The organism is Maridesulfovibrio sp. (assembly GCF_965230075.1).
Taxonomy (GTDB): Bacteria; Desulfobacterota; Desulfovibrionia; order Desulfovibrionales; family Desulfovibrionaceae; genus Maridesulfovibrio.
The window spans coordinates 2,111,680-2,137,967 of the sequence record NZ_OZ245945.1 but is presented as its reverse complement, the minus strand read 5'-3'; the positions used below and the strand labels follow the sequence as shown (position 1 = coordinate 2,137,967).

The 26,288-nt window shown below is 47.5% G+C and carries 25 protein-coding genes; 7 read left to right on the top strand and 18 right to left on the bottom strand.

Features of this window, described 5'->3' with window-relative positions:
* Positions 1 to 42: 42 nt before the first annotated feature.
* From ACO05Z_RS09705 to ACO05Z_RS09665, 9 genes are all read right to left on the bottom strand, one after another.
* Positions 43 to 783 carry a protein phosphatase CheZ gene (locus tag ACO05Z_RS09705; protein ID WP_421901977.1) on the bottom strand — a complete coding sequence of 247 codons (741 nt, stop codon included), beginning with the start codon at positions 781 to 783 and terminating at the stop codon, positions 43 to 45.
* A 42-nt stretch (positions 784 to 825) separates the two neighbouring features.
* Complete coding sequence (locus tag ACO05Z_RS09700) at positions 826 to 1,338, bottom strand: hypothetical protein (RefSeq protein WP_421901976.1); 513 nt, start codon at positions 1,336 to 1,338, stop codon at positions 826 to 828.
* 27 nt (positions 1,339 to 1,365) lie between these two features.
* Complete coding sequence (locus ACO05Z_RS09695) at positions 1,366 to 1,794, bottom strand: NIL domain-containing protein (protein WP_421901975.1); 429 nt, start codon at positions 1,792 to 1,794, stop codon at positions 1,366 to 1,368.
* Positions 1,795 to 1,813: 19 nt separating this feature from the next.
* Positions 1,814 to 2,737: a tol-pal system protein YbgF gene (ybgF, locus tag ACO05Z_RS09690; RefSeq protein WP_421901974.1), complete on the bottom strand. Its 924-nt coding sequence runs from the start codon at positions 2,735 to 2,737 to the stop codon at positions 1,814 to 1,816.
* Positions 2,727 to 2,963 (bottom strand): PLD nuclease N-terminal domain-containing protein, encoded by a 237-nt coding sequence (locus ACO05Z_RS09685; protein ID WP_421901973.1) that lies wholly within the window; start codon positions 2,961 to 2,963, stop codon positions 2,727 to 2,729. Before ACO05Z_RS09685 ends, ybgF begins: the two co-directional genes overlap by 11 nt.
* A complete protein-coding gene (lgt, locus tag ACO05Z_RS09680) occupies positions 2,963 to 3,718 on the bottom strand; it encodes a prolipoprotein diacylglyceryl transferase (protein ID WP_421901972.1) in 756 nt (251 codons plus the stop codon). The genes ACO05Z_RS09685 and lgt overlap by 1 nt, the downstream gene beginning before the upstream one ends.
* A 2-nt stretch (positions 3,719 to 3,720) precedes the next feature.
* Positions 3,721 to 4,191, bottom strand: a complete 471-nt coding sequence (gene lspA / locus ACO05Z_RS09675) for a signal peptidase II (RefSeq protein ID WP_421901971.1) — start codon at positions 4,189 to 4,191, stop codon at positions 3,721 to 3,723.
* Between the two features lie 182 nt (positions 4,192 to 4,373).
* Positions 4,374 to 7,187, bottom strand: coding sequence for an isoleucine--tRNA ligase (gene ileS / locus ACO05Z_RS09670; RefSeq protein WP_421901970.1), 2,814 nt, complete (start codon positions 7,185 to 7,187; stop codon positions 4,374 to 4,376).
* Between the two features lie 265 nt (positions 7,188 to 7,452).
* Complete coding sequence (locus tag ACO05Z_RS09665; protein ID WP_421901969.1) at positions 7,453 to 7,713, bottom strand: DUF493 family protein; 261 nt, start codon at positions 7,711 to 7,713, stop codon at positions 7,453 to 7,455.
* 224 nt (positions 7,714 to 7,937) lie between these two features.
* On the opposite strand from ACO05Z_RS09665, the gene ACO05Z_RS09660 reads away from it, so the two are divergent.
* From ACO05Z_RS09660 to ACO05Z_RS09650, 3 genes are all read left to right on the top strand, one after another.
* On the top strand, positions 7,938 to 8,357 hold the full coding sequence (locus ACO05Z_RS09660; protein WP_421901968.1) for a hypothetical protein: 420 nt from the start codon (positions 7,938 to 7,940) through the stop codon (positions 8,355 to 8,357).
* A gap of 210 nt (positions 8,358 to 8,567) precedes the next feature.
* Positions 8,568 to 9,113, top strand: a complete 546-nt coding sequence (locus tag ACO05Z_RS09655; protein ID WP_421901967.1) for a hypothetical protein — start codon at positions 8,568 to 8,570, stop codon at positions 9,111 to 9,113.
* A 156-nt stretch (positions 9,114 to 9,269) separates the two neighbouring features.
* A complete protein-coding gene (locus ACO05Z_RS09650; RefSeq protein WP_421901966.1) occupies positions 9,270 to 11,501 on the top strand; it encodes a DUF3536 domain-containing protein in 2,232 nt (743 codons plus the stop codon).
* Positions 11,502 to 11,583: 82 nt separating this feature from the next.
* On the opposite strand, the gene ACO05Z_RS09645 is transcribed toward ACO05Z_RS09650, so the two are convergent.
* The 8 genes from ACO05Z_RS09645 to ACO05Z_RS09610 form a co-directional block, all read right to left on the bottom strand.
* Complete coding sequence (locus ACO05Z_RS09645; RefSeq protein ID WP_421901965.1) at positions 11,584 to 12,423, bottom strand: MBL fold metallo-hydrolase; 840 nt, start codon at positions 12,421 to 12,423, stop codon at positions 11,584 to 11,586.
* The gene (gene cimA, locus ACO05Z_RS09640) at positions 12,408 to 14,009 is read right to left on the bottom strand and encodes a citramalate synthase (RefSeq protein WP_421901964.1); all 1,602 of its coding nucleotides are present in this window, start codon (positions 14,007 to 14,009) and stop codon (positions 12,408 to 12,410) included. The genes ACO05Z_RS09645 and cimA overlap by 16 nt, the downstream gene beginning before the upstream one ends.
* Before the next feature lie 3 nt (positions 14,010 to 14,012).
* A complete protein-coding gene (locus ACO05Z_RS09635) occupies positions 14,013 to 15,251 on the bottom strand; it encodes an aspartate kinase (RefSeq protein ID WP_421901963.1) in 1,239 nt (412 codons plus the stop codon).
* Positions 15,252 to 15,289: 38 nt separating this feature from the next.
* Positions 15,290 to 15,784: a tRNA (adenosine(37)-N6)-threonylcarbamoyltransferase complex ATPase subunit type 1 TsaE gene (gene tsaE / locus ACO05Z_RS09630; RefSeq protein ID WP_421901961.1), complete on the bottom strand. Its 495-nt coding sequence runs from the start codon at positions 15,782 to 15,784 to the stop codon at positions 15,290 to 15,292.
* On the bottom strand, positions 15,785 to 16,234 hold the full coding sequence (locus tag ACO05Z_RS09625) for a CBS domain-containing protein (protein ID WP_421901960.1): 450 nt from the start codon (positions 16,232 to 16,234) through the stop codon (positions 15,785 to 15,787).
* On the bottom strand, positions 16,228 to 17,763 hold the full coding sequence (locus ACO05Z_RS09620; RefSeq protein ID WP_421901959.1) for an NAD(P)H-hydrate dehydratase: 1,536 nt from the start codon (positions 17,761 to 17,763) through the stop codon (positions 16,228 to 16,230). Before ACO05Z_RS09620 ends, ACO05Z_RS09625 begins: the two co-directional genes overlap by 7 nt.
* A gap of 94 nt (positions 17,764 to 17,857) precedes the next feature.
* The gene (locus ACO05Z_RS09615) at positions 17,858 to 18,232 is read right to left on the bottom strand and encodes a holo-[acyl-carrier-protein] synthase (RefSeq protein ID WP_421901958.1); all 375 of its coding nucleotides are present in this window, start codon (positions 18,230 to 18,232) and stop codon (positions 17,858 to 17,860) included.
* Between the two features lie 3 nt (positions 18,233 to 18,235).
* Entirely contained in the window at positions 18,236 to 18,961 is a 726-nt protein-coding gene (locus ACO05Z_RS09610; RefSeq protein ID WP_421901957.1) for a pyridoxine 5'-phosphate synthase, read from the bottom strand.
* Positions 18,962 to 19,236: 275 nt separating this feature from the next.
* On the opposite strand from ACO05Z_RS09610, the gene ACO05Z_RS09605 reads away from it, so the two are divergent.
* Complete coding sequence (locus ACO05Z_RS09605) at positions 19,237 to 20,583, top strand: UDP-glucose dehydrogenase family protein (RefSeq protein WP_421901955.1); 1,347 nt, start codon at positions 19,237 to 19,239, stop codon at positions 20,581 to 20,583.
* Between the two features lie 53 nt (positions 20,584 to 20,636).
* On the opposite strand, the gene ACO05Z_RS09600 is transcribed toward ACO05Z_RS09605, so the two are convergent.
* Positions 20,637 to 20,852: a hypothetical protein gene (locus ACO05Z_RS09600; protein WP_163295948.1), complete on the bottom strand. Its 216-nt coding sequence runs from the start codon at positions 20,850 to 20,852 to the stop codon at positions 20,637 to 20,639.
* Between the two features lie 246 nt (positions 20,853 to 21,098).
* On the opposite strand from ACO05Z_RS09600, the gene ACO05Z_RS09595 reads away from it, so the two are divergent.
* The 3 genes from ACO05Z_RS09595 (at position 21,099) to ACO05Z_RS09585 (ending at position 26,191) form a co-directional block, all read left to right on the top strand.
* Entirely contained in the window at positions 21,099 to 21,578 is a 480-nt protein-coding gene (locus tag ACO05Z_RS09595; protein WP_419779619.1) for a chemotaxis protein CheW, read from the top strand.
* 169 nt (positions 21,579 to 21,747) lie between these two features.
* On the top strand, positions 21,748 to 25,197 hold the full coding sequence (gene mfd / locus ACO05Z_RS09590; RefSeq protein WP_421901954.1) for a transcription-repair coupling factor: 3,450 nt from the start codon (positions 21,748 to 21,750) through the stop codon (positions 25,195 to 25,197).
* Between the two features lie 34 nt (positions 25,198 to 25,231).
* Positions 25,232 to 26,191: a SurA N-terminal domain-containing protein gene (locus ACO05Z_RS09585; protein WP_421901953.1), complete on the top strand. Its 960-nt coding sequence runs from the start codon at positions 25,232 to 25,234 to the stop codon at positions 26,189 to 26,191.
* Positions 26,192 to 26,288: the final 97 nt, after the last annotated feature.

Genomic DNA, 26,288 nt, shown 5'->3' with positions numbered 1-26,288 from the left:
ATTTTCCTATCAATAAACTACGCCAAAGGCGTCCCAAAATAATTACAACCCAAGCGACGCCAACAAATCATCAACATCACCCTGATCGGCCTTTTCGGTGGGGCCTTTGAGTTCGCTCATTTTGTTTTCAGTTTCCTGATCGAGCTGCTCAAGGGATTTTTCCGGGGCTTCTTCACGGGCTTTGATTTTCAGCCCGGTGGACATGTACAGATCAAGGACGATCTTCTCAACACTCTTGATGGTCTCGATGATGATCTTGATACGCTGTCCGGTAAGGTCCTGAAAGGAGAGGGTGGTCATGATGGTCATGATATCCTGACCTAAGGTGTCGTTGATGTTGGCCAATTCGACGCGCTGTTCTTTTTTTACACCGCCGGATTCAAAAGCCTTGATGATATTGGCAAGGGCGAATTGGGTTTCCTGAGTTTTCTCAAGAATATCCATGATGTCCTGCGTGGCTTTCTCGGTGGTGCGCATGATGGCGTCGAGCTGGTCGGATGCTTCGTTGAAAAGCTGGTCAGGATCGGAATCAACACAGACAACAGGTTCTGCTGATCCGGCAGGGCCTTTCTTGGCCTTGGCTACTTCCTGATAAATGTCACGGAGACCGTTCTGCAGGTCAATGTTGATGCGGCGGTAAAATTCTCCTTCCAGAAGGGTCTGAGACATGCTCTTGGAAATTTCTTTCTGCACTGCTTGGGCAATACTTTCCTTGAGGCTTTTACTCAGGTCTTCGGAGACCTTTTCCATCATCTCCCGCACTATCTGATCATCATGAATCACTGCGCTCTCCTTGGCGTTGGCTTTTATATTAACGTTGCAGGGCTAACCCAGCTTTTCAGTCCTGATTATTTCACGCTGTTCGCTGAAAACAAACTGGATGATGGATTCAAGGTCGTGTTCCCTGATTTTTTCAAATTTCATTACCCAGTAATTATCTTTTTTACCAGCTTTAACACGACCTTTTGCTCCGGCAAGTCGTAAAGGAATCTGCTCAATTTCCGCCACAATCTCCATTATGCATGGTGCTGTGACGGAATCTGAGCGAAAGGTCATTCCGTTGCCGGAAATTTTTATTATTTCAATATCTATGGGAAAATCCTGCTTAAGGTCTTTCTTACTCTGCATTCCCAGCAGCTGATCCAGCTTGCGGTCGAGTTCAGTAACATAGACTCTAAGCCACTCCGGAACTTTTGAATCATCGAGTTCTTCAGCCGGGTGTTTTTTCATCCCGGTAAATCCCCGATACACGGGTTGACTCTCCAGAGAAGAAGAGATGCGTCCGTGTCCTTTGATTCGTGTTTTTACACTTGCGTAGTGCGGAGTGTCCCGGTCCATTTGGATTCCCTTGTTTGTTGTGCTGAACTAATCCTGCGGATCGACTTCCATGGCCCGTACGGGACAGACCTTGGTACACAGACCGCAGGCAGTACACTGTTCCAGATCGAAGATTACCAGACGGGTTTCTTGTTCCAGAGAAAGTGCTCCGGTGGGGCACATGGCGAGGCACATGCCGCAATGCATACAGGATTCTTCGTCCCTTGCGATTTTCTGGGCAACGGGAATTAGGCGTACGCCGTTTTCTTTCAGGTAGTTAATTCCCTTGTGGTAATCTTCTTCAAGACCGGTGATCTCAAGGGTCATGCTGCCTTCAAGTCTGGGGTTGATGTCAGCTTTGAGAATGTTGAAGCTGAGGTTGTAGAGTTTGCCCAGATTGCACACGACCGGACGGCCGGAAGTGTTCGGTGGGAAGGACAGGTGGATAATTTTGTTAAAGTTCTTGCTCTCGGTCATCGTATTATATCCGGTTAGATTATTTTAAGTTCTTGATGATGCTTTTGGCGCGCTTTGCTTCAGCGGAGTCAGGGGCTTTCTTGATAAGGTCTTCAAGAATATAGCGTCCTGATTTGGTTTTGCCCAGTTTGATCAGGCAGAGTCCCTGCTTAAGCAGTGCGGATTTGTATTTGTTGCTCTTGGAGTGCTTGGCAATGACAACCTGATATTTGAGGGCGGCATTGGCGTAATCCTTGAGCTGGTAGTAACATTCACCTTCCCAGAAAATGGCGTTGGGAACAAGCTTATGTTTAGGGAAAGTCTTGGTAAATTCAGCCATATCCCTGATAGCGTCTTTGTATTTACGCTCCTTAAACAGAGCAAGCCCCTTGTCGTACAGGGCCTGTGCGGGATCAGCGGGCTCAACTTTTTGGGGCTCAGGTGCTACTACAGCGGCAATTCCGCCCATGGCTTCAGTGGCGTTGGCAATGGCTGCCTGAGTTGCTTTATCTTTGGGAGCCTGTGCTTTGATCAGTCCGAGATCGATAGCCAGCTGGCTTTCAAGGGCCAGACGCATGTTTTCGACCTTCTGGGAAAGCTCTTCCAGAGATTCGGTGCTGTTGGTGTCTCCGGCATCAAGTCTGTTCACGGCTTCGGACATGGTAATGACTGTACCCTGAAGCTTGGCGACCTGCATTTTCAGGGCGTTTACTTCAGCATACATATTTGCCTGCTGGGTCTGAACCGGGGAACTTGATTTTTTGATTTCTTCGCGCAGGGTGACGTTGTCGGCTGCTGTCTGCTGCTCGACGTTGTCGATTTTTTTGTTGAGCTGGGATCTGGTCTGGCGCAATTCCATGCGCAGTTTATCCATATCGGATGTGGTTACGCAGCCGCTTACGCCGGTAGCCAGAGGAAAGGCAATCAGGGCAGCAATAAGAGAATTCTTCATGTTATTTTTCATTATACTTTTTCCCCCTTTTTCTACCGAGAAGAAAATAAGCCAGACAGCCTAAAAATGGAATGAAGATAGAAAGCTGTATCCAGCCGACCTTTTCCATGTTGGACGGAAATTCCCTGTTGAATGCATCCCATATAGCGAAAAGTGTCAAGGCTGCAAAAAGACCGACACTGCCGAGGATGATGATCCAGGTTTCCATGGGAAGATTGGGAATTGATCCGAAGAACATTAGGTGCTCCTTTTTTTGTATATTGATAACAGGTATATACCAATTGCGAAAAAGACAAGTGTTATGAACTGAGTCATGGACAGCGGACCGAGTTCGCCCCGGTAATCCGCCCTGAAAAATTCAATAATAAATCTAAACACAGAAAACAATATCAGGAATAGCCCGGTAATGCGGCCTTCGGTCTTGATATGGTTTCCGGCTATGACCAGAATCAGGAATGTGACTAATCCGGCAAGGGAATGGTAAAGCTGGGTCGGGTGTAGAGATTGAAAGAGCGGTGCCAGAGAATCAGTGTTCCTGAAAGTCACACCCCATGGCATGTCTGTCGGTTTTCCATAACAGCATCCGGCAAAGAAACAGCCCACACGACCAACAGCCTGCCCCAATGCAATACCCGGTGCAAAGCAGTCCAGCCAATCCATGATCGGCTGTTGTTTGGAGCGCAGGTAGAGCAGTCCAGCCAGTGATCCGAAGAGAATTGCACCGGAAAAAACAAGTCCGCCCTGCCAGATATAAAATACTTTAAGCAGGCTCCCCGCAAATTCCTGCGGATAGAGGCCCACATAAAGTGCCCGTGCGCCGATAATACCGCTGACTACCGCGATTATTCCGGTGACCGGAGCAAGTTTGTAATCCAGCTCCCAAAGCCTTGCTGCGCGCATGGCCCAACCCATCCCCAGCAGACACCCGGCAGTCAGGTATACGCTGTAGGCATAAATATTTATGGAACCTATGCTGAACAGGATCGGATTCATTGTTATTTATTTTTATAGAATGAAATGATCATGGCAAAAGCGCCTAAGCAAATGGCTATGTCCGCTACGTTGAAAGCTGGATAGTGATGTGATCCGTAGTAAAAGTCCAGAAAGTCGGTCACTTCGTGGTAAAGGATGCGATCAATCAGGTTGCCGATGGCTCCGCCTAATACAAGACCAAGTCCTACAATTTGAAATTTGTCTTTTTCCTCAACAGATTTAAGCAACATCGCGATTGCGCCAAGTGCAATAATGGTAACCACAACAAAGAAGTTGCGTTGCCATGTAATGTCCGCACGGTTCAGGAATCCGAATGCCGCGCCTTTATTGACCACATGCACCAGATTAAAGAATCCGGGAATGACAACTTCAGATGTCCAAAGGACCATCTTTTCGCGGACCGCAATTTTAGTGACCTGATCCAAGACCAAAGTCACAACAGAAATGATCCCAGCTAAAAAATACTTGTTCATTCGAAGGTCGCCTTAATGCGTTATTTGCGAAGCATACTAAAAGGTTTTGAAAGGATGGGATCTAGGAAAGGAAAACTTTTGCAAAAGTTTTCCTTCCTTAGCCGTCAGAGACATTTTAAAAAATGCCCCGGCCTTCGAAGGAAGGGCGGGGCATTCATATTCAATTTACAAAGAGCGAGAGATTAACCGGCGAGAACTGCTGCGCAGCGCGGGCAGAGCTCGGGGTGTTCAGCGTTTGTGCCGAGAGTATCATATCTCCAGCAACGGCTGCATTTCTCACCCTGTGCTTTTTCAACCTTGATGGAGAGCCCTTCGAGTTCTTCAGGCTTAACTGCATCGTCGGAAGCTTCGGCCTGCGGTTTGATCTCGACACCGGATACGATGAAGAATTCGCGGCGCTCAATGCCTTCCAGAGCCTTGGCAATGTCTTCGTTGGCGAAGAGGGTGATCTTGGTATCGAGAGAGTGACCGATGACCTTTTCGCGGCGCAGGGGTTCGATTGCCTTGGTGGCTTCGGTACGAACTTCCATGAGCAGTTCCCATCTTTTGCGCTCAGCGTCGTCGATTTCTGCTTTGAGCAGTTCGGGACGGATAGCGAAGACAGTTTCAGCGGAACCTTTCATTTCTTCAGGCATGTGAGAGTATGCTTCCTCAGCGGTGAAGGAAAGGATCGGAGCCATATCTTTAAGCAGCATGAGCATGGTCTGCCAGAGTACGGTCTGGGCGGAGCGGCGTTCAAGGCTCTTCTCGCCGGACACGTAGAGTCTGTCCTTGATGATATCAAGGTAGAAGGAAGACAGCTCAGTGGTGCAGAGGTTGTGCAGGGTATGGTAAACTTTGTGGAATTCAAAGTTTGCGTAAGCCTTCTGGATGACCTCGTGCTGACGGTTGACCAGATCAAGTGCAAAATGGTCGATGGGCAGCATTTCAGCAGGTGCAACAGCGTCAGTCTCGGGGTTGAAACCGTTCAGGTTACCGAGAATGTAGCGGCAGGTGTTACGTACGCGGCGGTAGGTATCAACCATGCGGCTCAGGATTTCGTCGGAGATACGAACGTCTTCCTGATAGTTAACTGCGGAAACCCACATACGCAGGATTTCAGCACCGTGCTGGTCGATGATTTCCTGAGGTGCGATAACGTTACCGATGGACTTGGACATCTTGCGACCATTCTTATCAACTACATAGCCGTGAGTCAGTACGGTTTTGTAGGGAGGCACGTCGCGGGTACCAACGGATGCGAGTAGGGAGCTGTGGAACCAGCCGCGGTGCTGGTCGGAACCTTCGAGGTACAGATCTGCGGGGAAGCGGTGTTCTTTGCGTTTTTCAACAACAGCAGCGTAACTGGTGCCGGAATCAAACCATACGTCGAGGATATCGTCTTCTTTGGCCCAGTGGTTGCCGCCGCATTTGGGGCATTTGAGACCGTCGGGAGCGATTTCTTCTACGGATTTTTCAAACCAGTAGTCACAGCCGCGTTCGTGTTTTTCGAATTCGTCTACTACGGAGAAAACCCATTCGGGATCGTTGTATACTTCGTCGCAGTCTTCACAGATCAGTGCGATGATGGGTACACCCCAGTTACGCTGACGGGAGATACACCAGTCAGGGCGGTTTTCAACCATGCTATAGATGCGGTTTTCACCCCATGCGGGAATCCACTCAACGTCATCTTTAATGGCCTTGAGTGCCTTGGCGCGCAGGTCATTTTCGTCCATACCGACGAACCACTGAGTGGTGGCGCGGAAGATGACCGGCTCTTTACAGCGCCAGCAGTGAGGGTAGGAGTGGGTGATTTTTTCCTGTGCGAGAAGGTTGCCCAGCTCTTCGAGTTTTTCGATGACTTTGGGGTTGGCTTCCCAAACATTCATACCGGCAAAGAATTCCACTTCATTGAGGAACACACCACTGTTGTTCATGGGGGAGTAAATTTCAAGGCCGTTCTTGAGACCGGTTTCAAAGTCTTCACGACCGTGACCGGGAGCTGTGTGAACACAACCGGTACCGGAATCAAGAGTTACGTAATCTGCCAGTACGATGGGAGATTCGCGGTTGTAGATGGGATGCTTGGCAACTGCGCCTTCGAGCTTGGTGCCCGGAACGGTAGCCAGTACATTCCAGCTTTCCCAACCGAAGGACTCAGCACAAACGGGCAGCAGTCTTTCAGCAAGGATGTAGTAGTCGCCGTTAACTTCGGCAACAACGTATTCAAATTCAGGATGAACAGCTACCGCCATGTTGTCGGGGATGGTCCAGGGAGTGGTGGTCCAGATGCACACGTAGGTGCGGGAAAGGTCCACTTTGGATGCAGCATCTTCGGGCAGTGCTTTCAGAACTTTTTCATCGTTCAGGGGAAAGCGCACGTAGATGGAAGGAGAAGTGTGATCTTCGTATTCAACTTCCGCTTCAGCAAGTGCGGTACGGCAGTCGCAGCACCAGTGAATGGGCTTCTTACCGCGTACAACAGAGCCTTTTTCCATGAGACGACCAAGTTCACGGGCAGTTGCTGCTTCGTATTCGGGCTTCATGGTCAGGTAAGGATCTTCCCAGTTACCGAGTACGCCGAGGCGCTTGAATTCCTTGCGCTGGATGCCGACGAATTTTTCTGCGTATTCGCGGCAGAGACGGCGGATAACGGTAGTGGGCAGTTCTTTTTTCTTTTTCTTGAGTTCCTGTTCAACCTTATGCTCAATGGGCAGGCCGTGGCAGTCCCAACCGGGAACGTATTCGGCTTTCATGCCCTGCAGGTTGCGGGACTTAACGATAATGTCCTTGAGGACCTTGTTCATGGCTGTGCCCATGTGAATGTGACCGTTAGCATACGGGGGGCCGTCGTGAAGGACGTACTGTTCGGCATCAGCGTTGGCGTCAACCATTTTTTCGTACACCCCGGTTTCCTCCCAACGCTTAAGCATTTCGGGCTCGCGTTGTTTGAGGTTGGCCTTCATGGGAAATTTTGTCTTGGGCAGACACAGGGTCTTTTTATAATCGCTCATGACTGGAAAAGTCCTCCGGAACTATCTTAAGGATATAATATTTGATTAAAAGCCGTTTAAGTCACTCACATTAACGACAGAGATTATGTTCAAAACAAAAGCAGATATTTCGGCTTATTAATAGTGGTATGAACAAAAATCGGTACGCTGTGGAAAATTAAACAACCATTTTGGCGTAAACTTGAAAATAAAAAAATGCTCAAAAATGAGCGGCATTATCTTTAAACAAGGCGTGATGGAAGTCAACCCGGAGTTGCTTCATTATTTACAGTGAAATAAGGCCTTCAATGGTTGCTGCTTTCTCATAGATGTTCAGGATTACATCAGAGCTGTTGGCATGGATAATCACGGTTACGCTGGTGTATTTGCCTGTTTTGGAATCTTTTTCAGTGTAAGGGAATCCGTCAATCATGGATTTGAGTTCATCCAGAGATTTACTGGGTACAATAAACTTAAAGGTGTAGTCGCAGGGCCATTCGTGATGTTCATCCAGAGTTGCTTTGAATTGCTCTATGGAGTGTGCCATGTTTATCTCCTTATATTTAAATGAAATATATTATTTTAATATTGATAATCCTCAAGCGGGATGAAGTTTATACCGCTTGTCGGGCAATGTTGATATATGGATCGGATATGGTGCTGTCAATGGTATGAAAAAAAGTTTTTTCCCTTGTCCCTAAAGGAAATTACTGCATTGTCGATACAGTAAGCAGGTGTTCACAAAAAATACTGTAAGGATAGGGCGGAAAAATGAGTAAAAAAAATCTCCACGCAACCAACTTCAGGAAAGTTCTTGAATTATTCAATGAGGGGCGTGACCGCGATGCGGAAAGTCTTTTGAGAATCATTCAGGAAGACTATCTAAACATGTATGAGGAAAATAAAGAGTTGCGATCTCAGATTAAAGAGGTTGCCGAGATTCTTGACCTTGCTGAGTGCATGGAATTTGACGGACAAAAATATTGGATTGATGAGGATAATGAAAAAACTGGTCCTTATTGCCAGGTTTGCTACGACCGAGATGGAGTCCTGATCAGGCTTCAGGAACGGTCCAAGCACTGGGAGTGTTATTCCTGCCAGAATCTGTTCGTTAAAATGCCTACCGGCAGTTTCATTCACAAAAGTAGGCCCAAAAAAAAGTCAAAGCCTTTGCTGAGACTTTTCAGTTAAGAATAACACTTTATTTTTCAGTCCTTAATATACACCTTGAAGCGGAGTTGCTCAGTTTGTGAGTAACTCCGCTTCTATTTTCCTTCTTTAGTATTGGCATTAGCGGAAAACTGTAACACAAAAGTGGTAGAAAAATTGTTCAGTAACAACTAAGGGGTGTTTGCCGAGTGTATTCGGATAATACATGCAAACAATGGAGATTTATGCCCCATGGTTCTAAATGAACGACATATGCAACTCTTGAAACATATTAGGAGTTATTCCAAAATTGAAAGGTATCACGGACTTCTGCCTAAGCGGGAAGCCTATATATATGATCCGGAACTAATTAATGAACTTCTTGAGTCCGGCTTAATAGATGAGGGCAGTATCTGTACATCCTGTGGGAATAATCTCGAGGGATACAGGGTTTCACGCAAGGCTGAAAAGGAATTTGACAGGCTCGGCGAGGAAGTAAAGGACAAAGATTGGGAGACATTCTGCGGCATAGATGTTGAAATCAATGAAATTTTGGACAAGGTTCATATTAGGGCTTTGATCGATATTTTCCATCTTTCAAGAATTTCACTTTTTCGGGGTATTGCTCCCAAAAGTATCATGCTGGAAGCCTTTGCCGACGATATTCTTAATGTTTTGCTTGATGTCGGGTACATTAATAAAATTTCTCTTAAAGGTCCGGCAATATTATATGAGAGCGGCTTTGTACTGGCAGATCGGGCTTCGCGTATGCTTAAACAGGCTGGTTACGTGAAATAGTTTTTCTGACGGTTTGATTTTCCAAGGCAGTGAGGTAACTCACTGCCTTTTTGGTTTTGGCTGTTAATATGTTGCCACAATTATGTTTTCTGTTGGATTTAATAGAATCATTGAGTTACTATCCACAAAACTGGCCTCAAACCGTAAGGAGAACATATGTCGGGTAAATTTTTGTGCGTTCATGGTCACTTTTATCAGCCTCCCCGTGAAGATCCGTGGCTGGATATGATTTTTCCTGAAGGAAGTGCGGCTCCATTCCGACACTGGAATGAGCGTATCTGCCGTGAAAGTTATGGACCGCTTGCATGGGCCAGACGTATGGGCAGTGACGGCATTTTTGATATCATCAATTGTTATGAATGGATGAGTTTTAATGTGGGACCGACCCTATTCCGCTGGATTGAACGGTCCGAACCGGCCCTTTACGCCAAGATCCTTGAAGGTGATGCCTTAAGCCTCAAACGCTGGGGGCATGGTAATGCCATTGCTCAGATTTACCACCACGTAATCATGCCCCTTGCCTCAGAGCTTGACCGTGATGCCGAAGTGGCATGGGCTATTGCGGATTTTGAATCCCGGTTTAAACGCAGACCTGAAGGTATGTGGCTTTCTGAAACCGCCTGTAATACCGATACCCTTGAAACCCTAGCAGATCATGGCATTGCCTTCACATTGCTGGCCCCACGGCAGGCGGAAGCAATTGCAGAACTGGGGACTGATGATTGGCAGGAAGTGGACGAATATTCTCTCAACATAAAAGAACCGTATCTTGTGGAATTGCCTTCAGGCCGGACTATCTCTGTCTTCTTTTACGATGGCGGCCTTTCTCAGGCCATTGCTTTTGAAGGTTTGCTCAAAAATGGAGATGAATTCTGGACTAAGCTTTCAGGAGCTTCCGCAGAAGGTCTCCTCTCTATCGGAACTGACGGTGAGACGTACGGACATCATGTGGAATTCGGCGAAATGGCGCTGGCTTATGTATTGGCTCAAGCCATTGAAGAACGTGATGGAATTTCGTTGCTAAACTACGGGGCTTATCTTGAAAAGCGTCCACCGACCCGTAAGGTAAAGATTCGTGAAGATTCTTCATGGAGTTGCTATCACGGTATTGAGCGCTGGCGCAATGACTGCGGCTGCTGTACCGGAGGGCATCCTGACTGGAATCAGCAATGGAGAAGACCTCTACGGGAAGGGCTTGATGCAATCAAAACTTTGATGAACGCTCACTATTTTAACCATGGTGATAAGATTTTCAAGAATTCCCGCAAGGCCTTGGTGGAGTATGGGACTGTTCTAAGCGGTATGGTTACTGAAGTACAATTCTTCAAGCAGAACTTTAAGGTTTCTGAAGAAAGTGCCGAAGCTGATATGGGTTGGAAATTGCTGTCCATGCAGAAATGGGCTCTTTCTTCTTTCGCAAGTTGTGGGTGGTTTTTTGATGATCTTGCGCGCTTAGAGCCAATTAATAACATGGGATTTGCTTTACGGGCTATCGAAATTGCTCAGGAAACCGGACTGATCGGCATGGAAGAGAAATTCCTTTCCATAGCCGGGGAAGCAAGATCCAATGAAGAGCGCTATGGTTCAACCATCGATCTCTGGAACAGCAAGATCAAGCCTCAGAGTGAAACTCCGGGAAGCCTTATCGGGCAGGCCTTGGCTCGACTATATGTTGAAGGAGTTTTCCCCTTGCCCGGAGAAGAAGGACGCATTGAATGGCCCGGTGTTTCTGTTCTTATCAGGGTCAACGATGCTTCCCTTGTTGTGGCTCGTGGCGAGGCTGAAATCCGTTGGCAACTTGAGTCGGAAGTAAAAGAATACAGCTGGAAATGGGAGAAAGGGGAGCGGGTCCTTACCGGATCAATTGAAATATCCCTGCCTGCAGGGCAGATTGAACATTATCCGCTCACGGAAATTTCATGGAAGAAAAAACAGTCCCTCGCGCTTACATGGGTTAACAGATTTGCCCATAAGGCATGGGAAGGCCAGATTTTGAACACCGGGTGTGGACCTGTTTTATTCAATGACTTTGAAGATTACCAGACTTCTCAGACTTGGGCACCAAAGTGGCGTAAGTTATGGCCCGGGCTGGCATGGAATTATATCTTTTCCGGTGATAATATCGGCGAAGATTCCCTGAACTTTATTAAAAAAGTCGGCCGGGACCATCCTGATCTCGATTATTTTGTTGAGCAGTTGGCTAAGCAGCTCTGCACGATGCTGCATAATGATCTTACCTTATGGGACAGCATTCGTGGAGTTATCGAACGGGCTCGTATGATTGAATTACCGGTTGATCTCTGGCAACTCCAGAACTGCTATTGGGATAAAGCCCTGATAGGTGAAAATGATCCTGAACTTGCAAAGATGATCGGGTTTGATTTGTAAGCTCTTTCGAAAAGTACAAAATAAAAGGTCCGTTGAGATTAACTTAACGGACCTTTTTTATGGATTAATTTAGCTAGCAGAATCAGAATTCATAAATCGAACCGGAACCCATGGGTACCACTTCGCAGGAAAGCCTTTTTTTCAGGAATTCGAAGCCGTCTTTTCCAGTACAGTGACCGGGAGAGACAATCTTGGGGTTGAACTCCTCAATGACCTTGGCGGTGTTTTCGTATTCTGCCTTCTCAGCAGAGTAGAGGTGAAGACCGCCAAGAATGGCATGTACGGAATTAATCCCGGTCAGGTCCCGCATATGGTAGAGTGAGTTAGCCAGACCACTGTGACAGCAGCCGAGCACTACGATCGGGCCGGAATTGCTCATGAGCAGCATAAAAGCGTCATCATTGACGTGATCGACCTGAGTCATTTCCTGATCGATGAATAAATCCTTAGTCGCTTCAAATAAACCGTCGCGACGCGGAATTTCGGTGATCATGAACAGCCCGTCTTCCAGCTCCACATCATCGCGGACAATGATTGTTCCCGGATACTCACAATGGAAAGATGCATCCTTGGCGGAACCGTCATCTTCTTTTGAATAACGCTTGTTGGCAAAATCAGGATGGGCATAAACAGGTCCCATAAAATCAGCTTCCATGAGCGCGTCCATGCCTCCGGTATGATCCCAGTGACCATGGCTGATTGCCAGCCCCTTGGCCTTGCTGACGTCAATATTCATAGCGTCGGCATTTTTTAGGAAAAGGTCGCTTGCGCTGCAATCCCAGAGCCAGAGGTCATTTCCCGGAAGTTCAAGGGCCATGGAAAGTCCCCATTCCTTACCGAGGTTTGCATTCAGGGATTCATTGTCACAAAGAACGGAGATTCTGCACGGTTCGGTGTATTGTCCTGTTATCTTGATGGCCATTTTTGAGGATCATCCTTGAAGAGCTTATAGTTGATGGAGTCCACAAGGGCCTGCCAGCTTGCTTCAATGATGTTGTGGCTGACGCCCATGGTGGTCCACTGGCTTTTGCCGTCAGTGGATTCAATAAGCAGACGGACGTTGGAACTCGTTCCCGCTGCCTGACGTACAGCTCCGGACAATACTCTTACCTTAAAGTCCTGTAAACGAACTTCTTTTAATGACGGATAGAAAGGCTCAAGTGCCTTACGCAGTGCTTTGTCAAGGGCGTTAACCGGACCGTCACCTGAAGCTGCGGTATGGTTTTCCTGTCCATGGACTTTTACGATAACAGTGGCCTCGGAAAAAGGCTCGGAATCGTTTTTACGTTTGGCATCGACTACAAAGAAGTTAATGAACTCAAAGTAGCGCTTGGACCAGCCCATGGCTTTGAAGAAGAGCAGTTCAAAGGAAGCCTCGGCTGCTGAATATTCAAATCCGATGGATTCACGTTCCTTGATGTCGGCCAGAATGGTCTGCACTGCAGGATCATTTTTATCGAGGTCGTAACCGTACTGCTTGGCTTTATAGAGTACGTTACTCTTACCGGAAAGGTCGGAGAGCAGCACGCGGCGGTCATTACCGACCAGCAGGGGATCAATGTGTTCGTAGCTGGTGGAATCTTTGAGCACGGCACTGACATGTACACCGCCTTTGTGCGCGAATGCGGCCTGTCCAACAAAGGGTTGGCGCAGAAAGGGGCGCAGGTTGGCGATTTCAGTGATGTAGGTGGAAGTTTCCTTCAGTTTGATCAGTTTATCTTTGCCGATGGTCTCATAACCGAGCTTGAGTTCAAGGTTGGGGATGATGGAGCAAAGGTTGGCGTTACCGCATCTCTCTCCATATCCGTTCATAGTTCCTTGAATCTGGATTGCGCCGTTTTTGACCGCTGCAAGTGAGTTGGCTACCGCAAGGTCGCAATCATTGTGGGCATGGATGCCGATGTTGCAACCGGGGATTTTTTCCAGCACGGTCTTGCATGCTTCTGCGACTTCTTCCGGCATTGAACCACCGTTGGTGTCGCAAAGTACGAGCACATCAGCACCTGCTTCATGTGCAGCTTTAAGGCAGCTGATGGTGAATTCGGGGTTGGCCTTGAAGCCGTCAAAAAAGTGCTCGGCATCAAAGAACAGCTCTTCCACATGTGGACGCAGGTAGCCGATGCTGTTGCTGATCAGTTCGATATTTCTTTCGAGAGTGACACCTAGCGCGCTGGTGGCGTGGAAGTCCCATGTTTTGCCGAAAATGGACATAGCTTTGGCTCCTGATTCAATCAGGGCGTTCAGGTTAGGGTCATTTTCGGGAGTAAGGCGGTTCATATGAGTTGAACCGAAGGCTGATATTTTGCAGTTCTTGAGCGCGTAGTTTTGGATTTCCTGGAAGAATTCCTTATCTGTGGCATTCGACCCGGGCCAGCCGCCCTCGACGTAATGTACGCCGAGGTCGTCCAGCTTGCGGGTGATGCGCACTTTATCTTGTACGCTTAAGTTTATTTCTTCGGATTGTGTGCCGTCACGCAGGGTGGTGTCGTATATTTTTATTTGTTTCATTTGCTAAAGTGAGTTTTCATCGGACCCCGATTTATCGAGCCCGAACGTGTTGTGGAGCGTTCTTATGGCCAGTTCAGTGTATTTTTCTTCAATTAGGCAGGTAATTTTAATTTCGGATGTGCTGATCATCAGAATGTTGATGTTCTCGTCACGCAGTGCTTGAAATGCCTTGGATGCAACACCGGAATGGTTACGCATTCCGACACCGATAACGGAAACTTTGCAAACATGCTGATCGTACAGAACGTCCTGAGCTCCCATGGGGTCTTTAATCTCATCAATAATTTCAAGGGTCTTTTTCAGATCACCTCTGGGAATGGTAAAAGTCATGTCAGTGCGGCCGTCACGGCTGGGGTTCTGGACGATCATATCAACCAGAATACCTGCTTCAGCAAGAGGAGTGAACAGTGCTGCGGATACGCCCGGTTCATCCTTAACTTTGGATAGAGTTACACGGGCCTGATCCTTGTCATATGCAATTCCGGAAACAAGTACTGATTCCATATTCTTATCCTCCTGAGTGACGTATGTTCCGATCTCATCGCTAAAAGTAGAGCGGACATGAACTTTAACATTATATTTTTTAGCAAATTCAACTGAACGAATCTGTAGTACTTTCGCACCCATGCTGGCCATTTCGAGCATCTCATCATAGGAGACGTGGTCCAGCTTGCGGGCCATTGAACAGATGTTAGGGTCCGTAGTGAATACGCCCGGAACATCAGTAAAAATTTCACAGACATCAGCTTCAATAGCTGCGGCCATGGCTACAGCGGATGTGTCGGAGCCGCCTCGGCCAAGGGTGGTAATTCGTTTACCTTCGTCGCAGCCCTGAAAACCGGCCATGACCAGTATATCATTTTCCTGCAACATTTCTTCGATTTTATCGCGATCAATATCAAGGATACGTGCGCGGGAATAATCAGAGTCTGTTTTAATGGGGATCTGAAACCCGAGCAGGGAGCGGGCTTTGATTCCGCGATCTTTGAGAAGCATGGAAAACAGGGCTGTGGAAACCTGTTCCCCGGTGGAAACCAAAGAGTCCATTTCGGCGAGGTCCGGGTTATCGGACCATTCATAGGCCAGATCAATCAACCGGTTTGTTTCACCGGACATTGCGGAGAGGACTACGATAACTTTGTTGCCTTTTTCGTAAGGCACCATGACTTTTTCCAGTACTTGCTTCATGCATTCGAGGTTCCTGACCGAGGTTCCACCGAATTTCTGTACTACGATGTTCATCTGAACATTATCTCCTTACCACATGAGTTCAACGGATATTATTGGAATGACTTGAGAAATGAGGCAAGCTCTTCATAGAGGGAGGTCGCTGAACCATGCAGGGTCAATTCTATTGTTCTGCCAGATGCGGCAGGGGTCCAAGTGAAGAGCAGTGCGCTTTCAGGCCAGAATTCAATATTCAGATACTGAATCCACTCTACAACTGTCAAAGTTTTTTTATCACTTAGCAGATCAAAGAAATCATCATCAGGTGTCTGACCTTCAAGTCTATAGAGGTCAAAATGCGCAACCTGAGGTTTTGTGGGGTAAATATTAAGAATATTGAAACTTGGGCTGCTTACTTCTGCGTTTTGCGCGCCGGGGAAACTTTCTACCAATGCGCGAACAAAAGTTGTTTTTCCCGCTCCAAGATCCCCGTTCAGGAAGATGGGTACCAGTTTTTTAGTTTCCAGAAAAAAAGAAGCCAGAGTGGAGCCGAGTTTTAAAGTCGCCTCCACATCCGGCAGATTGATTATCAGTTTATCATTACACATTTACTTAGCTAAAACCTTTAAAACGTCTTCTTTACCGACAACGCCGACAAGCTTGCCGTTTTCAACAACCGGCAGGGTGTAAAACTTTCTTTCGACCATGAGGTCGGCTATTTTTTCAATACTTGTGTCGGGTTCGATGGTTATGGGGTCAGGGGTCATGGCATGTTCCACCTTAGTAGCCGCAATCTTATTCACTTCACGCTCAAGCTCTTCGTTTGAAGAAAATGAGATGAAGCCATCCAGAATGGTAAACAGGGAAGGCATGGAAATGGTTTTTTGCTGCGCCACAAGGTCACTCTGGCAGATAACCCCGACCAGCTTTCCGCTGCGGTCTACAACCGGCAGACCGTTAAGGTGTTTTTCAAGCAGCAGCTTGGCGGCAGTTGCCACGTCATTATCAGGTTCGAGTGTGAGAGCACCGGAAGTCATAATGTCTTTGGCTTTCAGCATAATTCCTCCTTGAGCACTTGGGGGAGCACGTCCGCGATTTCAGTTGCTATGTTTCCTCGATACGGAAAATTTTCAGCCAGATACTGTCCGGCCAGTCCATGCCAGTATACCGCGATACAAGCGCTTTGCATAGCAGGAATTCCTTTTGCCAACAAAGCTCCGACCATTCCGGCCAGAATGTCCCCGGAGCCTGCTGCAGCAAGGTTGGGTGCGGAAAGAGGTGACACGATAACCTGTCCGTCCGGGCAGCCGATAATTGTCCCGGCTCCCTTTAGTACGAGCAGGGTTTTGCTTGCTTGAGCAAAATCACGAGCAGTGTTGATGCGTTGCGCTTCAACTTCGGGGATAGTGCTGTTTGCCATACGGGCCATCTCACCGGGATGCGGAGAGAGAATAGAATTTTCAGCTATCCGTTCCAACAGTTCAGGCCGTTCTGCAAATGCATATAGAGCATCTGCGTCAAATATTGCCGGAGGATGTCCGTGTCTGACCACAGTTTCCACTAGATCAAGCGCACCCTTATCGCGTCCCAGCCCTGGACCAATGACCAAGGCATCGTATTTTTCAAGCTCCGGGAGTAGTTCGGCGATCATTTGATCATTCCATTGATCGCCGGAACCAAGCCCTTTAGTCATGAGTTCCGGCTTGCCGGCTTTTACTTCAGAAGCAAGGCCGTCCGGGCAGGCCATGGTGACCAGTCCGGCCCCGGCACGCAGGGCGGAAATTCCTGCCAGATGCAGCGCTCCGGTCAATCCTTTTGAAGCTCCTACCAGCAATACGTGTCCGGAACTTCCCTTATGCATGGCCGGGGAGGGCGCAGGAATGAATTCAAGCGCATTTTCCCTGATCAGCTGATGGGCGACCGGGTATTTGTACTTAACCCCGTTGGGGATGCCTATGTGAGTGACCACTAAAGTGCCAGTGTAGGCATCTGCCTGCGGCAAGGCAAGGCCAATTTTGGCTTCTTCAAAAGTTACGGTCAGATGGGCCTGCACAGCAACAGGCTGGGGTTGTCCTGTCAGTCCGTTCAAGCCTGAAGGAATATCGACCGCAAAGATAAAGCTGTTGTTTGCTGAATTAACCGCATTCACAATTCCACGGGCAAATGGACGCAGTTTCCCGGAAAATCCGGTACCCAGCAGGGCATCAATAATAATATCTGCTTCCGGCAGCACGACCTTTTCCGTGGCCCGGAAAAATTTCATGTTCACGCCCAGCCGTGCAGCAACTTTAAGCATATAGGCTGCGTCGCCTTTATACTTACTCTTGGAAGCCGTGTGCAGGATAAGAACTTCCGCACCCAGATCAGCCAGCATGCGGCCCATGACAAAGCCGTCACCGCCGTTATTGCCTGATCCGGCAATGATCAGGATCTTTTTACCGGATACATTTCCATAGCCCTTAAGCAGGGCGAATACGGCCTCGCGTCCAGCGTTTTCCATTAGGATCTCGCCCCTAATGCCGATTTCATTGATGGTGATTTTGTCCCAGTTGGACATTTCTGCGGGAGTAGGAAGTGGTGAGAGCATATGAACTCCTTTTGCCTCCGGCGGCCCTGCCGGGGGCCTTAAACCCTTTGGAAAGGGTTTAAGAATCCCAAACTTTTTAGTAAGGCTTCGCCGTCTATTTTTCTAAAACAACTACAGCAGCGGCAGAATCTCGACCATGTGTAATCGAAATATGGACACCTTCAACGCCCATGATTTTGCTTCTTTCAAGGGCTTTGCCTAGAAAATTAAGCTGCGGCGCACCTGATTCCATGCGGGTTATTTCGATTGTGTGGAATGTTATCCCCTCGGCAAATCCGGTTCCCAGTGCTTTTACGGCTGCTTCTTTGGCGGCAAAGCGGGCTGCTACGTATGGTACTGGATTCTTAGCCGGAATCAGTTCCTGTTCCGCAGGAGTGAGGATTTTTTCCGCAAAGCGTTCGCCGTATTTATCCAGCGAACGCTTAATGCGGTCAAGTTCAGTTATATCAATTCCAAGTCCGATGATCATGGGTTAATCAGCAAAGTTTCTAATTATTTCAACCATGTCACGGACAGCGCGATCAATGCCCACGTAGATTGCACGGGACATGATGGAGTGGCCGATGGAGTATTCGCAGATTCCGGGAACGTCAGCGAAATCAAGAATATTCACGTAATTCAGGCCGTGACCAAGGTTGACCTTGAGTCCAAGATCCTGAGACATCTTGATGCCGTCGATGATGCGGGCCAGTTCCGCTTTCTGCTCTGAACGAGTGGGGGCATCGGCAAAATGTCCGGTGTGGATTTCAACGTATTCAGCACCGATTGCCTTGGCTGCTTTGATCTGGTCAGCGTCAGCATCGATGAACAGGCTGGAGCCGATTCCTTTTTCGTGCAGCGGGGCAAGATATTCGGTAAGACGCTTTTCCTGTCCGATGCAGTTCAGTCCGCCTTCGGTGGTCAGTTCTTCGCGTTTTTCAGGTACGAGACAAACAGTGGCAGGATCGATGCGCAGAGCAATCTGCTGCATTTCTTCGGTAGCAGCCATTTCAAAATGAAAGTCGGTCTGGATGGTTCTGCTGATCATATCAATATCTCGGTCCTGAACGTGACGACGGTCTTCGCGCAGGTGCATAATGATGCCTACTGCTCCGGCCAGCTCGCACATGGCGGCTGCGGTAACGGGGTCAGGTTCGATTCCAAGGCGTGCCTGCCTGATAGTAGCAACATGGTCAACATTGACGCATAAGAAGGGCATGATTATATCCTCCGGTAAAATTATTTCTTAATTTTAAAGTCGAATTTTTATTATATTAAAAATGAAGCTGGAAGCGGTTTCCGGCTTGCTAACAGCACAATATAGTTAATGGACTTTGATGGCAACCGTCATATCTTTGTAACCGGGTTAGAGTTGACATTAAAAACATAATGGCGTTATCCGCACTAGGATCAATTAAGCGTCAGCCCGGCACCTGAGATATTGCCAGCTAATTATAGAAAATCAAACGCTATAAATAAACGAGAGAACAGCTAATGAACATTTGTATTGTAGGGACCGGATATGTGGGTCTGGTCAGCGCGGCGTGTTTTGCTGAAATGGGTAACCACGTATGGTGCGTGGATGTTAACCCCGATGTAGTTGAAACCCTCAAGCAGGGTCAGATCCATATTTTTGAACCCGGCCTTGATGTCCTTGTTAAGCGTAACTACGAAGACGAAAGACTTTTCTTTACCACTGACCTTCAAGAAGGGCTGGCAAAAGCAAAAATGGTTTTCATCTGCGTGGGTACTCCTTGCGGTGCCGATGGTAGTTGTGATCTTAGTTATGTTGAGACTGTAGCCCGTCAGGTCGGTCAGAACATGACTGAACCCAAAATTATTGTCGATAAATCCACCGTTCCCGTGGGAACCGCCGATAAAGTTCGCGCTACTATTCAGGAAGAGCTGGATAAACGCGGTCTGGATATTGAATTTGATGTGGCTTCTAACCCTGAATTCCTTAAGGAAGGGGATGCTGTCAGCGATTTCATGAAGCCTGACCGGGTTGTTGTGGGTACTGAAAATGAGGAAACTCGCAAACAGTTCGAAACCCTTTACGCACCTTATGCCCGTAGCCGTGAAAAACTTATTTTCATGGGCACCAGAAGTGCGGAGATGACCAAGTATGCTGCAAACTGCATGCTGGCAACCAAAATATCCTTTATTAACGAAATGGCCGGAATCTGCGAAAAGGTAGGTGCTAACGTACGTGAAGTGCGCCTCGGTATCGGTTCTGACCACCGCATCGGTTACTACTTTATCTACCCCGGTGTAGGATACGGCGGATCCTGCTTTCCTAAAGATGTGAAAGCCCTGATCAACACCGCTAAAGAAGTAGGAGCGCAGCCTGAACTTATCGAGGCCGTTGATTCCGTCAACAATCGTCAGAAGAAAATGCTTTCCAGAAAGATTCTGGATTACTTCGAGCCGCAGGGCGGTGTTAAGGGTAAAACCCTGGCATTGTGGGGGCTTGCATTCAAAGCCAATACTGATGATATGCGTGAGTCTTCCGCTCTTTCCATTATTGAAGAACTGACTTCCGCCGGAATGAAAATTAAAGCATTCGATCCTGTTGCATATAAAAAAGCAGCAGAAATTTTGAGTGATAATGATCTGGTGGAGATTGTCCACAACCAGTATGAAGTGCTTGAAGGCGCAGATGCTCTTGCTGTTGTTACCGACTGGAACCAGTTCAGGAACCCCGATTTCGATAGAGTGAAAGAGTCTCTCCATGCCCCCTTGGTCTTTGACGGCAGGAACCTTTATGATCCTGCTTATCTTGGAAGCAGCGGATTTGCTTACTTCAGCGTAGGCCGTCGTCCGGTTGGAACTGAAGATTAGCTCTTAATAGAAATGACAAATAAAAAGGCCCGCCATCGGCGGGCCTTACTTTTTTAAGGATCCAGAGTCTTCATTGATGACCTGAGTTGCAGTTCCTGCAGGATCAGCCTTTCGTACTCCGGGCTGTATTGAATATCTTCTTGATTATCCTGTTCAAGCATCTTGGCCAGAAATTGTGTTTCTTCCCAAAAGTCGAGCAGTTCTTCATTTGCTAATGATTTAATTTGATCTTCCAGAGTAATATTTTCTGTCGGGGAAAACTGAGCCATGCGAGTTCATACCCTCCTGAGCTTCGCTTTTTGCTATCAGATTTTATTGATAGTCATTAAAGTGGAGCTAGTCAATTTCTGTGCTAAGAAAAAATGCGTAATTCTTTTATAATTTCAGGATTAGCTTGCAAATGTTCCAGATGAATAATAATATGGTATTAAATTAGAACTTTTGAGTTTTCTTATAAATTAAAATTGATCAAATCCCTTGGTCATCCACTGTAAAAATATAACAGGGGGACAAGTATGGAAGAAGGTAAGAAGATTACGCTTGACGCGGAATTGATTCAGCTGGTTACCTTCAGTATCGGTGAAGAAGAATTCGGTGTCGATATTCTCAAGGTTCAAGAGATTATCAGAACCATGGAGATTACCAAGGTTCCCAGAGCGCCGCAATTTGTAGAGGGCGTAATTAACCTTCGTGGTAAAGTTATTCCCATTATCGATCTCAGGAGCAAGTTCGGTCTGCAGACTCGTGAACACGATCAGCATACCAGAATCATTGTTATTGAAATCAACGACATGATCGTAGGTTTTGTTGTGGACTCCGTTTCCGAGGTCTTGAGAATTCCCGCATCCACCGTTGAACCGCCGCCGCCTGTTGTTTCCGGCCTCGAATCCGAATACATCAGTGGAGTAGGTAAGCTTGAAGACAGACTGCTTATCCTGCTTGACCTGAACAGGCTCCTGTCCAACGAAGAACAGGAACAGCTTGCACAGGTTTAGCCGCTGCTGAAAAATAAGTGCAGAATTTTGCATTCCAGCAGTTCTTTAGATCAATTGTTTATTAATAATTGTTTTAGAACTGGACAGCAGCAGCATTTCTCTGCAAAAAAAAGTCGTTCTCTGCTTGAGCAGGGGACGACTTTAATTTTGATAAATTTCTGGAGTCAGTTTGTCCTTACCAGCCCAACTATCCGCTTTCGCTTCCGGAAGTGGTGATAACTTACGTATTTTTAAAAGCGGTCACGGAACACAAGCCTTCACAGCCCACAACCTTCATTCACGGGGTGAGTCGGTTGTTCTTGTTGCTCCGGGTGCGCGCGAATATTCAGAACTAAAGGCCTTGCTGACTCTGTTCAGTCGCAACGAGCTTGACCAGAAGGGCAAGGTTGTTCCTTCGTGGGAGCGGGATTGGGTCTTTCTGCCACCACATCTTAGTAAGAATCCAGCAGCCTCTGACTGGGCTGAACGTTGGGCTGCACTGCATGCATTGACTCGTGGCGGAAAGCAGTCTGTGCTCATGACTGCTGATAACCTTTTGCCCAAATGGCCTTCCCCGGATGTTCTGGAGAGCAACTACATTGTTCTCACAAAGGGTGAGGAGATGGACCCCGAGCTGCTCATGGAGCAGGCGGTTACATGGGGCTATACAAGAACAAAGCTTGTTTCCGGGTATGGTGAGATGTCCATGCGCGGAGACATTCTTGATATCTATGCACCGGGATATGATTTGCCGGTGCGTCTTGAATTTTTCGGCGACACCCTCGAAGAAATCCGTGTTTTCGATCCTTCATCTCAGAGATCAAAGGCTGACCTTGACGAAGTAACTCTTTTGCCCGTTGCTCCGGCCATGTTGACCGGGAATTACGTGGATGAAGCAGAAACTCTCTGGACTCAGCTCAAAAAGACCGGAGAGATTTCATCAGAAGGATATACCCGTTTGCTTGAAAAAGCGGGAAATGCCGACGGCATGATCTGGCCCGGGCTTTTTTATCCTGAAGCAGTGGATCTCAAAGCTTTCTTTCCGCAAAAATCAGTTTATGTGCTTTCCTCTGCATCCAACCTGCGTACTAAGTTGCAGGATCAGGAGCATGGTTGGAAGTCATTTCTGCAGGATAAATCCGTTCACAATGGCTGCAAATGGCCTATGCATGTAATCTGCTGGAATGAGGAAAAAGCCCGTGGAACGTGGCGTGATGAGCGTCAAATAGTCTTTGAAGACCTTGTTATCGGCAGGGAAAAGGACGGTATTGACCTTTCCGAGCGATCCATCTCAGCATTCACAGATATTTTTTGGAAGCCGGAGCAGATCAAGCGCCCTTGGGCGGCATTGGTTGCTGCCTTGAAAGAGTGGAAGACCGAGCGTTTTCAGACAGTGCTCAGTTTTCGAACCGAACGTTCACGCAAGAAATTTCTTTCCCTTATTGAACCGGAACAACTAACCATTGCCACAGAGTATTCTCCTTTGAATAAAGGTGTTTATGCCCTTGTTTCGCCGCTTAAGCAGGGGATGGAGCTGGAATGGAACCAGACTGTAATCCTTGGTGAAGATGTAATCCAGCCTCAAGCAGCAAAGGGAACCCGCAGCCGGGATAAAGCCTTCGAAGGTATGACCAGTTACGAAGACCTGCTGCTTGACGACCTGCTGGTCCACCGAGATTACGGTCTTTCACGTTTTGGCGGGCTGCATCACATGAATGTTGGCGATGTGGCTAATGATTACCTGCTGTTGTTTTTTGATTCAGAAGACAAGCTTTATGTCCCGGTCGACCGTCTGAATCTGGTCCAGAAGTACAAAGGTCCGGAAGGATCATGCCCGATTCTCGATAAGCTTGGCGGTGCTCGCTGGGCCAAGACTCGCGAAAAGGCTCGCAAGGCTATTGAGAAGATCGCCGGTGAACTTGTAGAGATGTATGCCTACCGCAAGATTGCCAAAGGTTATGCCTACGGACCACTGGATGAAATGTATTGGGAGTTTGAATCCACCTTCGGGTTCGAGGAAACCCCGGATCAGGAAAAAGCCATTCAGGATGTTTTCCGTGATATGGAAAGCCCGGAACCCATGGACCGCCTTGTTTGCGGTGACGTGGGCTTCGGTAAGACCGAGGTTGCCTTGCGTGCTGCTTTCAGAGCTGTACTGGACGGTAAGCAGGTGGTTTTGCTTTGTCCCACAACAGTGCTTGCAGAACAGCATTATCAGACCTTTGTACAGCGTATGGAAGGATTTCCGGTTACCGTTGGTATGCTAAGCCGTTTTGTCCCCAAGTCCCGCCAGAAGCGTGTTTTAGAGCAAATGGCGGCAGGGGAGCTTGATATTCTTATCGGGACCCATCGCGTACTTTCCAAGGACGTGGAAGCACCCAACCTGGGCTTGCTTATCCTTGATGAAGAGCAGCGTTTTGGTGTGCGCCACAAGGAGCGGGTCAAGGAAATGCGTAAGAACATCGATGCGCTGACCCTGACCGCAACGCCTATCCCCCGTACTTTACAGCTTTCTCTTTCCGGTGTGCGCAGTCTGAGTACCATTGAAACTCCTCCGGTGGACCGAAAGCCGGTTGAGACTGCACTTATTGAACGTGATGAAGCCATGCTTGCCTCTGTTGTATCCCGTGAGCTTGAACGTGGCGGACAGGTTTTCTGGGTCCATAACCGTGTTCAAGGGCTTGAACGAGTGGTTGAGTTCGTTAAGAAGCTTGCCCCTGATGCCAAGATCGGCATGGCCCATGGCCAGATGACTGAGAAGAATCTTGAAGAAACAATTCACAAATTCTGGCATAAGGAACTGGATATCCTTGTTGCTACTGCAATTATTGAATCCGGGCTTGATTTCCCCAATGCAAACACCTTGATTGTCGATCAGGCGCAGATGTTCGGGCTTGGGCAGCTTTACCAGCTTCGCGGCAGGGTAGGACGCAGCACCCGGCAGGCCTATGCATATTTCGCTGTTTCATCACTGGATTCACTTTCCGAGAAAGCTAAACGCAGGATGCAGATTATTTTGCAGCTTGATTATCTTGGTGCCGGATTCAAGGTCGCCATGGAAGACCTGCGCTTACGCGGAGCCGGTAATATTCTTGGCGAAGTTCAGTCCGGACAGATGGCCAAGGTCGGACTTGATCTATTTCTTGAAATGCTGGACGAAGAAGTGCGCAGAATCAAGGGCGATGATTCCTCACAAGTAAGTGATCCAGAAATGAACTTTGTGTTCAAGGCTCATTTGCCGGAAGATTTTGTTCCCGATGCGCGAGAACGTTTGCGTTACTACCGTGCTCTTTCATCTGCTGACAGTGAAGCTGGAATCGAAGAGCTTGCTGCTGAAATCAAAGACCGTTTCGGACATTTTCCGGAAGAGGTTGAAAACTTCCTTTCCGTGCTTTACCTCAAGCGGACCCTGGCTCGTCTGGGAGTTGTCCGGGCAGACCTTTTTCCGACCAGGGTTATCTTAACTTGGGCAGAGAACAACAACCCTGTTGATCCGGCTAAACTGATTGCCTGGATTGGAGAACAGGGTGATAAAGCAAAACTCAAGCCTCCGGCAGCCCTTGAAGTTCGCCTTGATCAAAGTGTTTCTATTTCCAAAGGTCTTGATTCTATTTGTAAAAAACTTGAACCGTTACTTTAACTTTGCCGTGACACGGTTAATACGGAAACTGAGTATGAAAAAAATATTGATCGGTGTTCTGCTGGCTTGTTCCCTGTTTGGCTGTCAGAATAAAAGTGAAGAACCGGGCATTATTGCAAGGGTAAATGGAAATCCTATTTATCTGAGCCAGCTAGAATACAAATATGATCTTACCCATGAAGCAGGAGGCGGATTTGTCCCTTCTGTTGAGCAGGTCAGGGCTGAATATGGACAGATTCTTGGTGATTTGATTGTTCAGGAGTTGGTTGCCCAAGAATTGGAACAACGTGAAATTCCCGTCTCTGATAAGGAGTTGAAAGAAGCTGAAGACGAAGTTCGTTCTGATTATCCTGATGATTCTTTTGAGCAGATTCTTATAGAAGAATATATAGATATCAACGCATGGCGTTCACAGCTCAAATATCAGCTGGCTATGGATAAATTTTTTCACGATATACTGCGTCCTGAAATCAAGATTGATTACAAGGAAGCTGAAAAATATTACCGAACCCATCTTTCCGATTTTTACATGCCTGCGGGATATCGATTCGTAATGGTTAAAGGTATGAGCAAGGATTTGGTTCTCAAGGGTGTGGAGTTGTATCGTGACGGACTTACCCCGGCTGCCATATCTGCAAAACTCCGAAAGGTTTCGGTTCGCGAAATCTGGATCAGGAATGGACAGATACCTGCAAACTGGAAGACCTTTGTAGAAGATCTGGAACCCGGAAAAGCGACACCGGTAATCACCCAGAAAAAAGAAGTTTTTTGCCTGATTCTCAAAGAGAAAAAGGATGCAACCCTGTTGACCCCTTTGCAGGCTTATCCCATGGTTGAAAAAGTCCTCTTAGAACGAAAGCTTAAGGAAAAATTTGAAGGTTGGCTGAAAAACAAAATGGCAACCTCGAAGATTAAAATCAGCAAGGAACTGATGCCTGAAGTTGAGGAAATGGAGCAGGGTATTGTTTCCGAGAAAGCGACAAAGGCTGAATAGTTGCATAGTTTAGTGAAAGAGTTTAGTTAGTCATAGGAATTAACCAAGTTGCGGCAACTTTATGGTGGTCGCGATAAATTTGACGATAAAACCGGAC

Bases quoted from the DNA above. Each gene is read 5' to 3' on its own strand.
- ACO05Z_RS09700 (WP_421901976.1), bottom strand. From the start codon at position 1,338: ATGGACCGGGACACTCCGCACTACGCAAGTGTAAAAACACGAATCAAA.
- ACO05Z_RS09695 (WP_421901975.1), bottom strand. From the start codon at position 1,794: ATGACCGAGAGCAAGAACTTTAACAAAATTATCCACCTGTCCTTCCCA.
- ybgF (WP_421901974.1), bottom strand. From the start codon at position 2,737: ATGAAAAATAACATGAAGAATTCTCTTATTGCTGCCCTGATTGCCTTT.
- ACO05Z_RS09685 (WP_421901973.1), bottom strand. From the start codon at position 2,963: ATGTTCTTCGGATCAATTCCCAATCTTCCCATGGAAACCTGGATCATC.
- lgt (WP_421901972.1), bottom strand. From the start codon at position 3,718: ATGAATCCGATCCTGTTCAGCATAGGTTCCATAAATATTTATGCCTAC.
- lspA (WP_421901971.1), bottom strand. From the start codon at position 4,191: ATGAACAAGTATTTTTTAGCTGGGATCATTTCTGTTGTGACTTTGGTC.
- ileS (WP_421901970.1), bottom strand. From the start codon at position 7,187: ATGAGCGATTATAAAAAGACCCTGTGTCTGCCCAAGACAAAATTTCCC.
- ACO05Z_RS09665 (WP_421901969.1), bottom strand. From the start codon at position 7,713: ATGGCACACTCCATAGAGCAATTCAAAGCAACTCTGGATGAACATCAC.
- ACO05Z_RS09660 (WP_421901968.1), top strand. From the start codon at position 7,938: ATGAGTAAAAAAAATCTCCACGCAACCAACTTCAGGAAAGTTCTTGAA.
- ACO05Z_RS09655 (WP_421901967.1), top strand. From the start codon at position 8,568: ATGGTTCTAAATGAACGACATATGCAACTCTTGAAACATATTAGGAGT.
- ACO05Z_RS09650 (WP_421901966.1), top strand. From the start codon at position 9,270: ATGTCGGGTAAATTTTTGTGCGTTCATGGTCACTTTTATCAGCCTCCC.
- ACO05Z_RS09645 (WP_421901965.1), bottom strand. From the start codon at position 12,423: ATGGCCATCAAGATAACAGGACAATACACCGAACCGTGCAGAATCTCC.
- cimA (WP_421901964.1), bottom strand. From the start codon at position 14,009: ATGAAACAAATAAAAATATACGACACCACCCTGCGTGACGGCACACAA.
- ACO05Z_RS09635 (WP_421901963.1), bottom strand. From the start codon at position 15,251: ATGAACATCGTAGTACAGAAATTCGGTGGAACCTCGGTCAGGAACCTC.
- tsaE (WP_421901961.1), bottom strand. From the start codon at position 15,784: ATGTGTAATGATAAACTGATAATCAATCTGCCGGATGTGGAGGCGACT.
- ACO05Z_RS09625 (WP_421901960.1), bottom strand. From the start codon at position 16,234: ATGCTGAAAGCCAAAGACATTATGACTTCCGGTGCTCTCACACTCGAA.
- ACO05Z_RS09620 (WP_421901959.1), bottom strand. From the start codon at position 17,763: ATGCTCTCACCACTTCCTACTCCCGCAGAAATGTCCAACTGGGACAAA.
- ACO05Z_RS09615 (WP_421901958.1), bottom strand. From the start codon at position 18,232: ATGATCATCGGACTTGGAATTGATATAACTGAACTTGACCGCATTAAG.
- ACO05Z_RS09610 (WP_421901957.1), bottom strand. From the start codon at position 18,961: ATGCCCTTCTTATGCGTCAATGTTGACCATGTTGCTACTATCAGGCAG.
- ACO05Z_RS09605 (WP_421901955.1), top strand. From the start codon at position 19,237: ATGAACATTTGTATTGTAGGGACCGGATATGTGGGTCTGGTCAGCGCG.
- ACO05Z_RS09600 (WP_163295948.1), bottom strand. From the start codon at position 20,852: ATGGCTCAGTTTTCCCCGACAGAAAATATTACTCTGGAAGATCAAATT.
- ACO05Z_RS09595 (WP_419779619.1), top strand. From the start codon at position 21,099: ATGGAAGAAGGTAAGAAGATTACGCTTGACGCGGAATTGATTCAGCTG.
- ACO05Z_RS09585 (WP_421901953.1), top strand. From the start codon at position 25,232: ATGAAAAAAATATTGATCGGTGTTCTGCTGGCTTGTTCCCTGTTTGGC.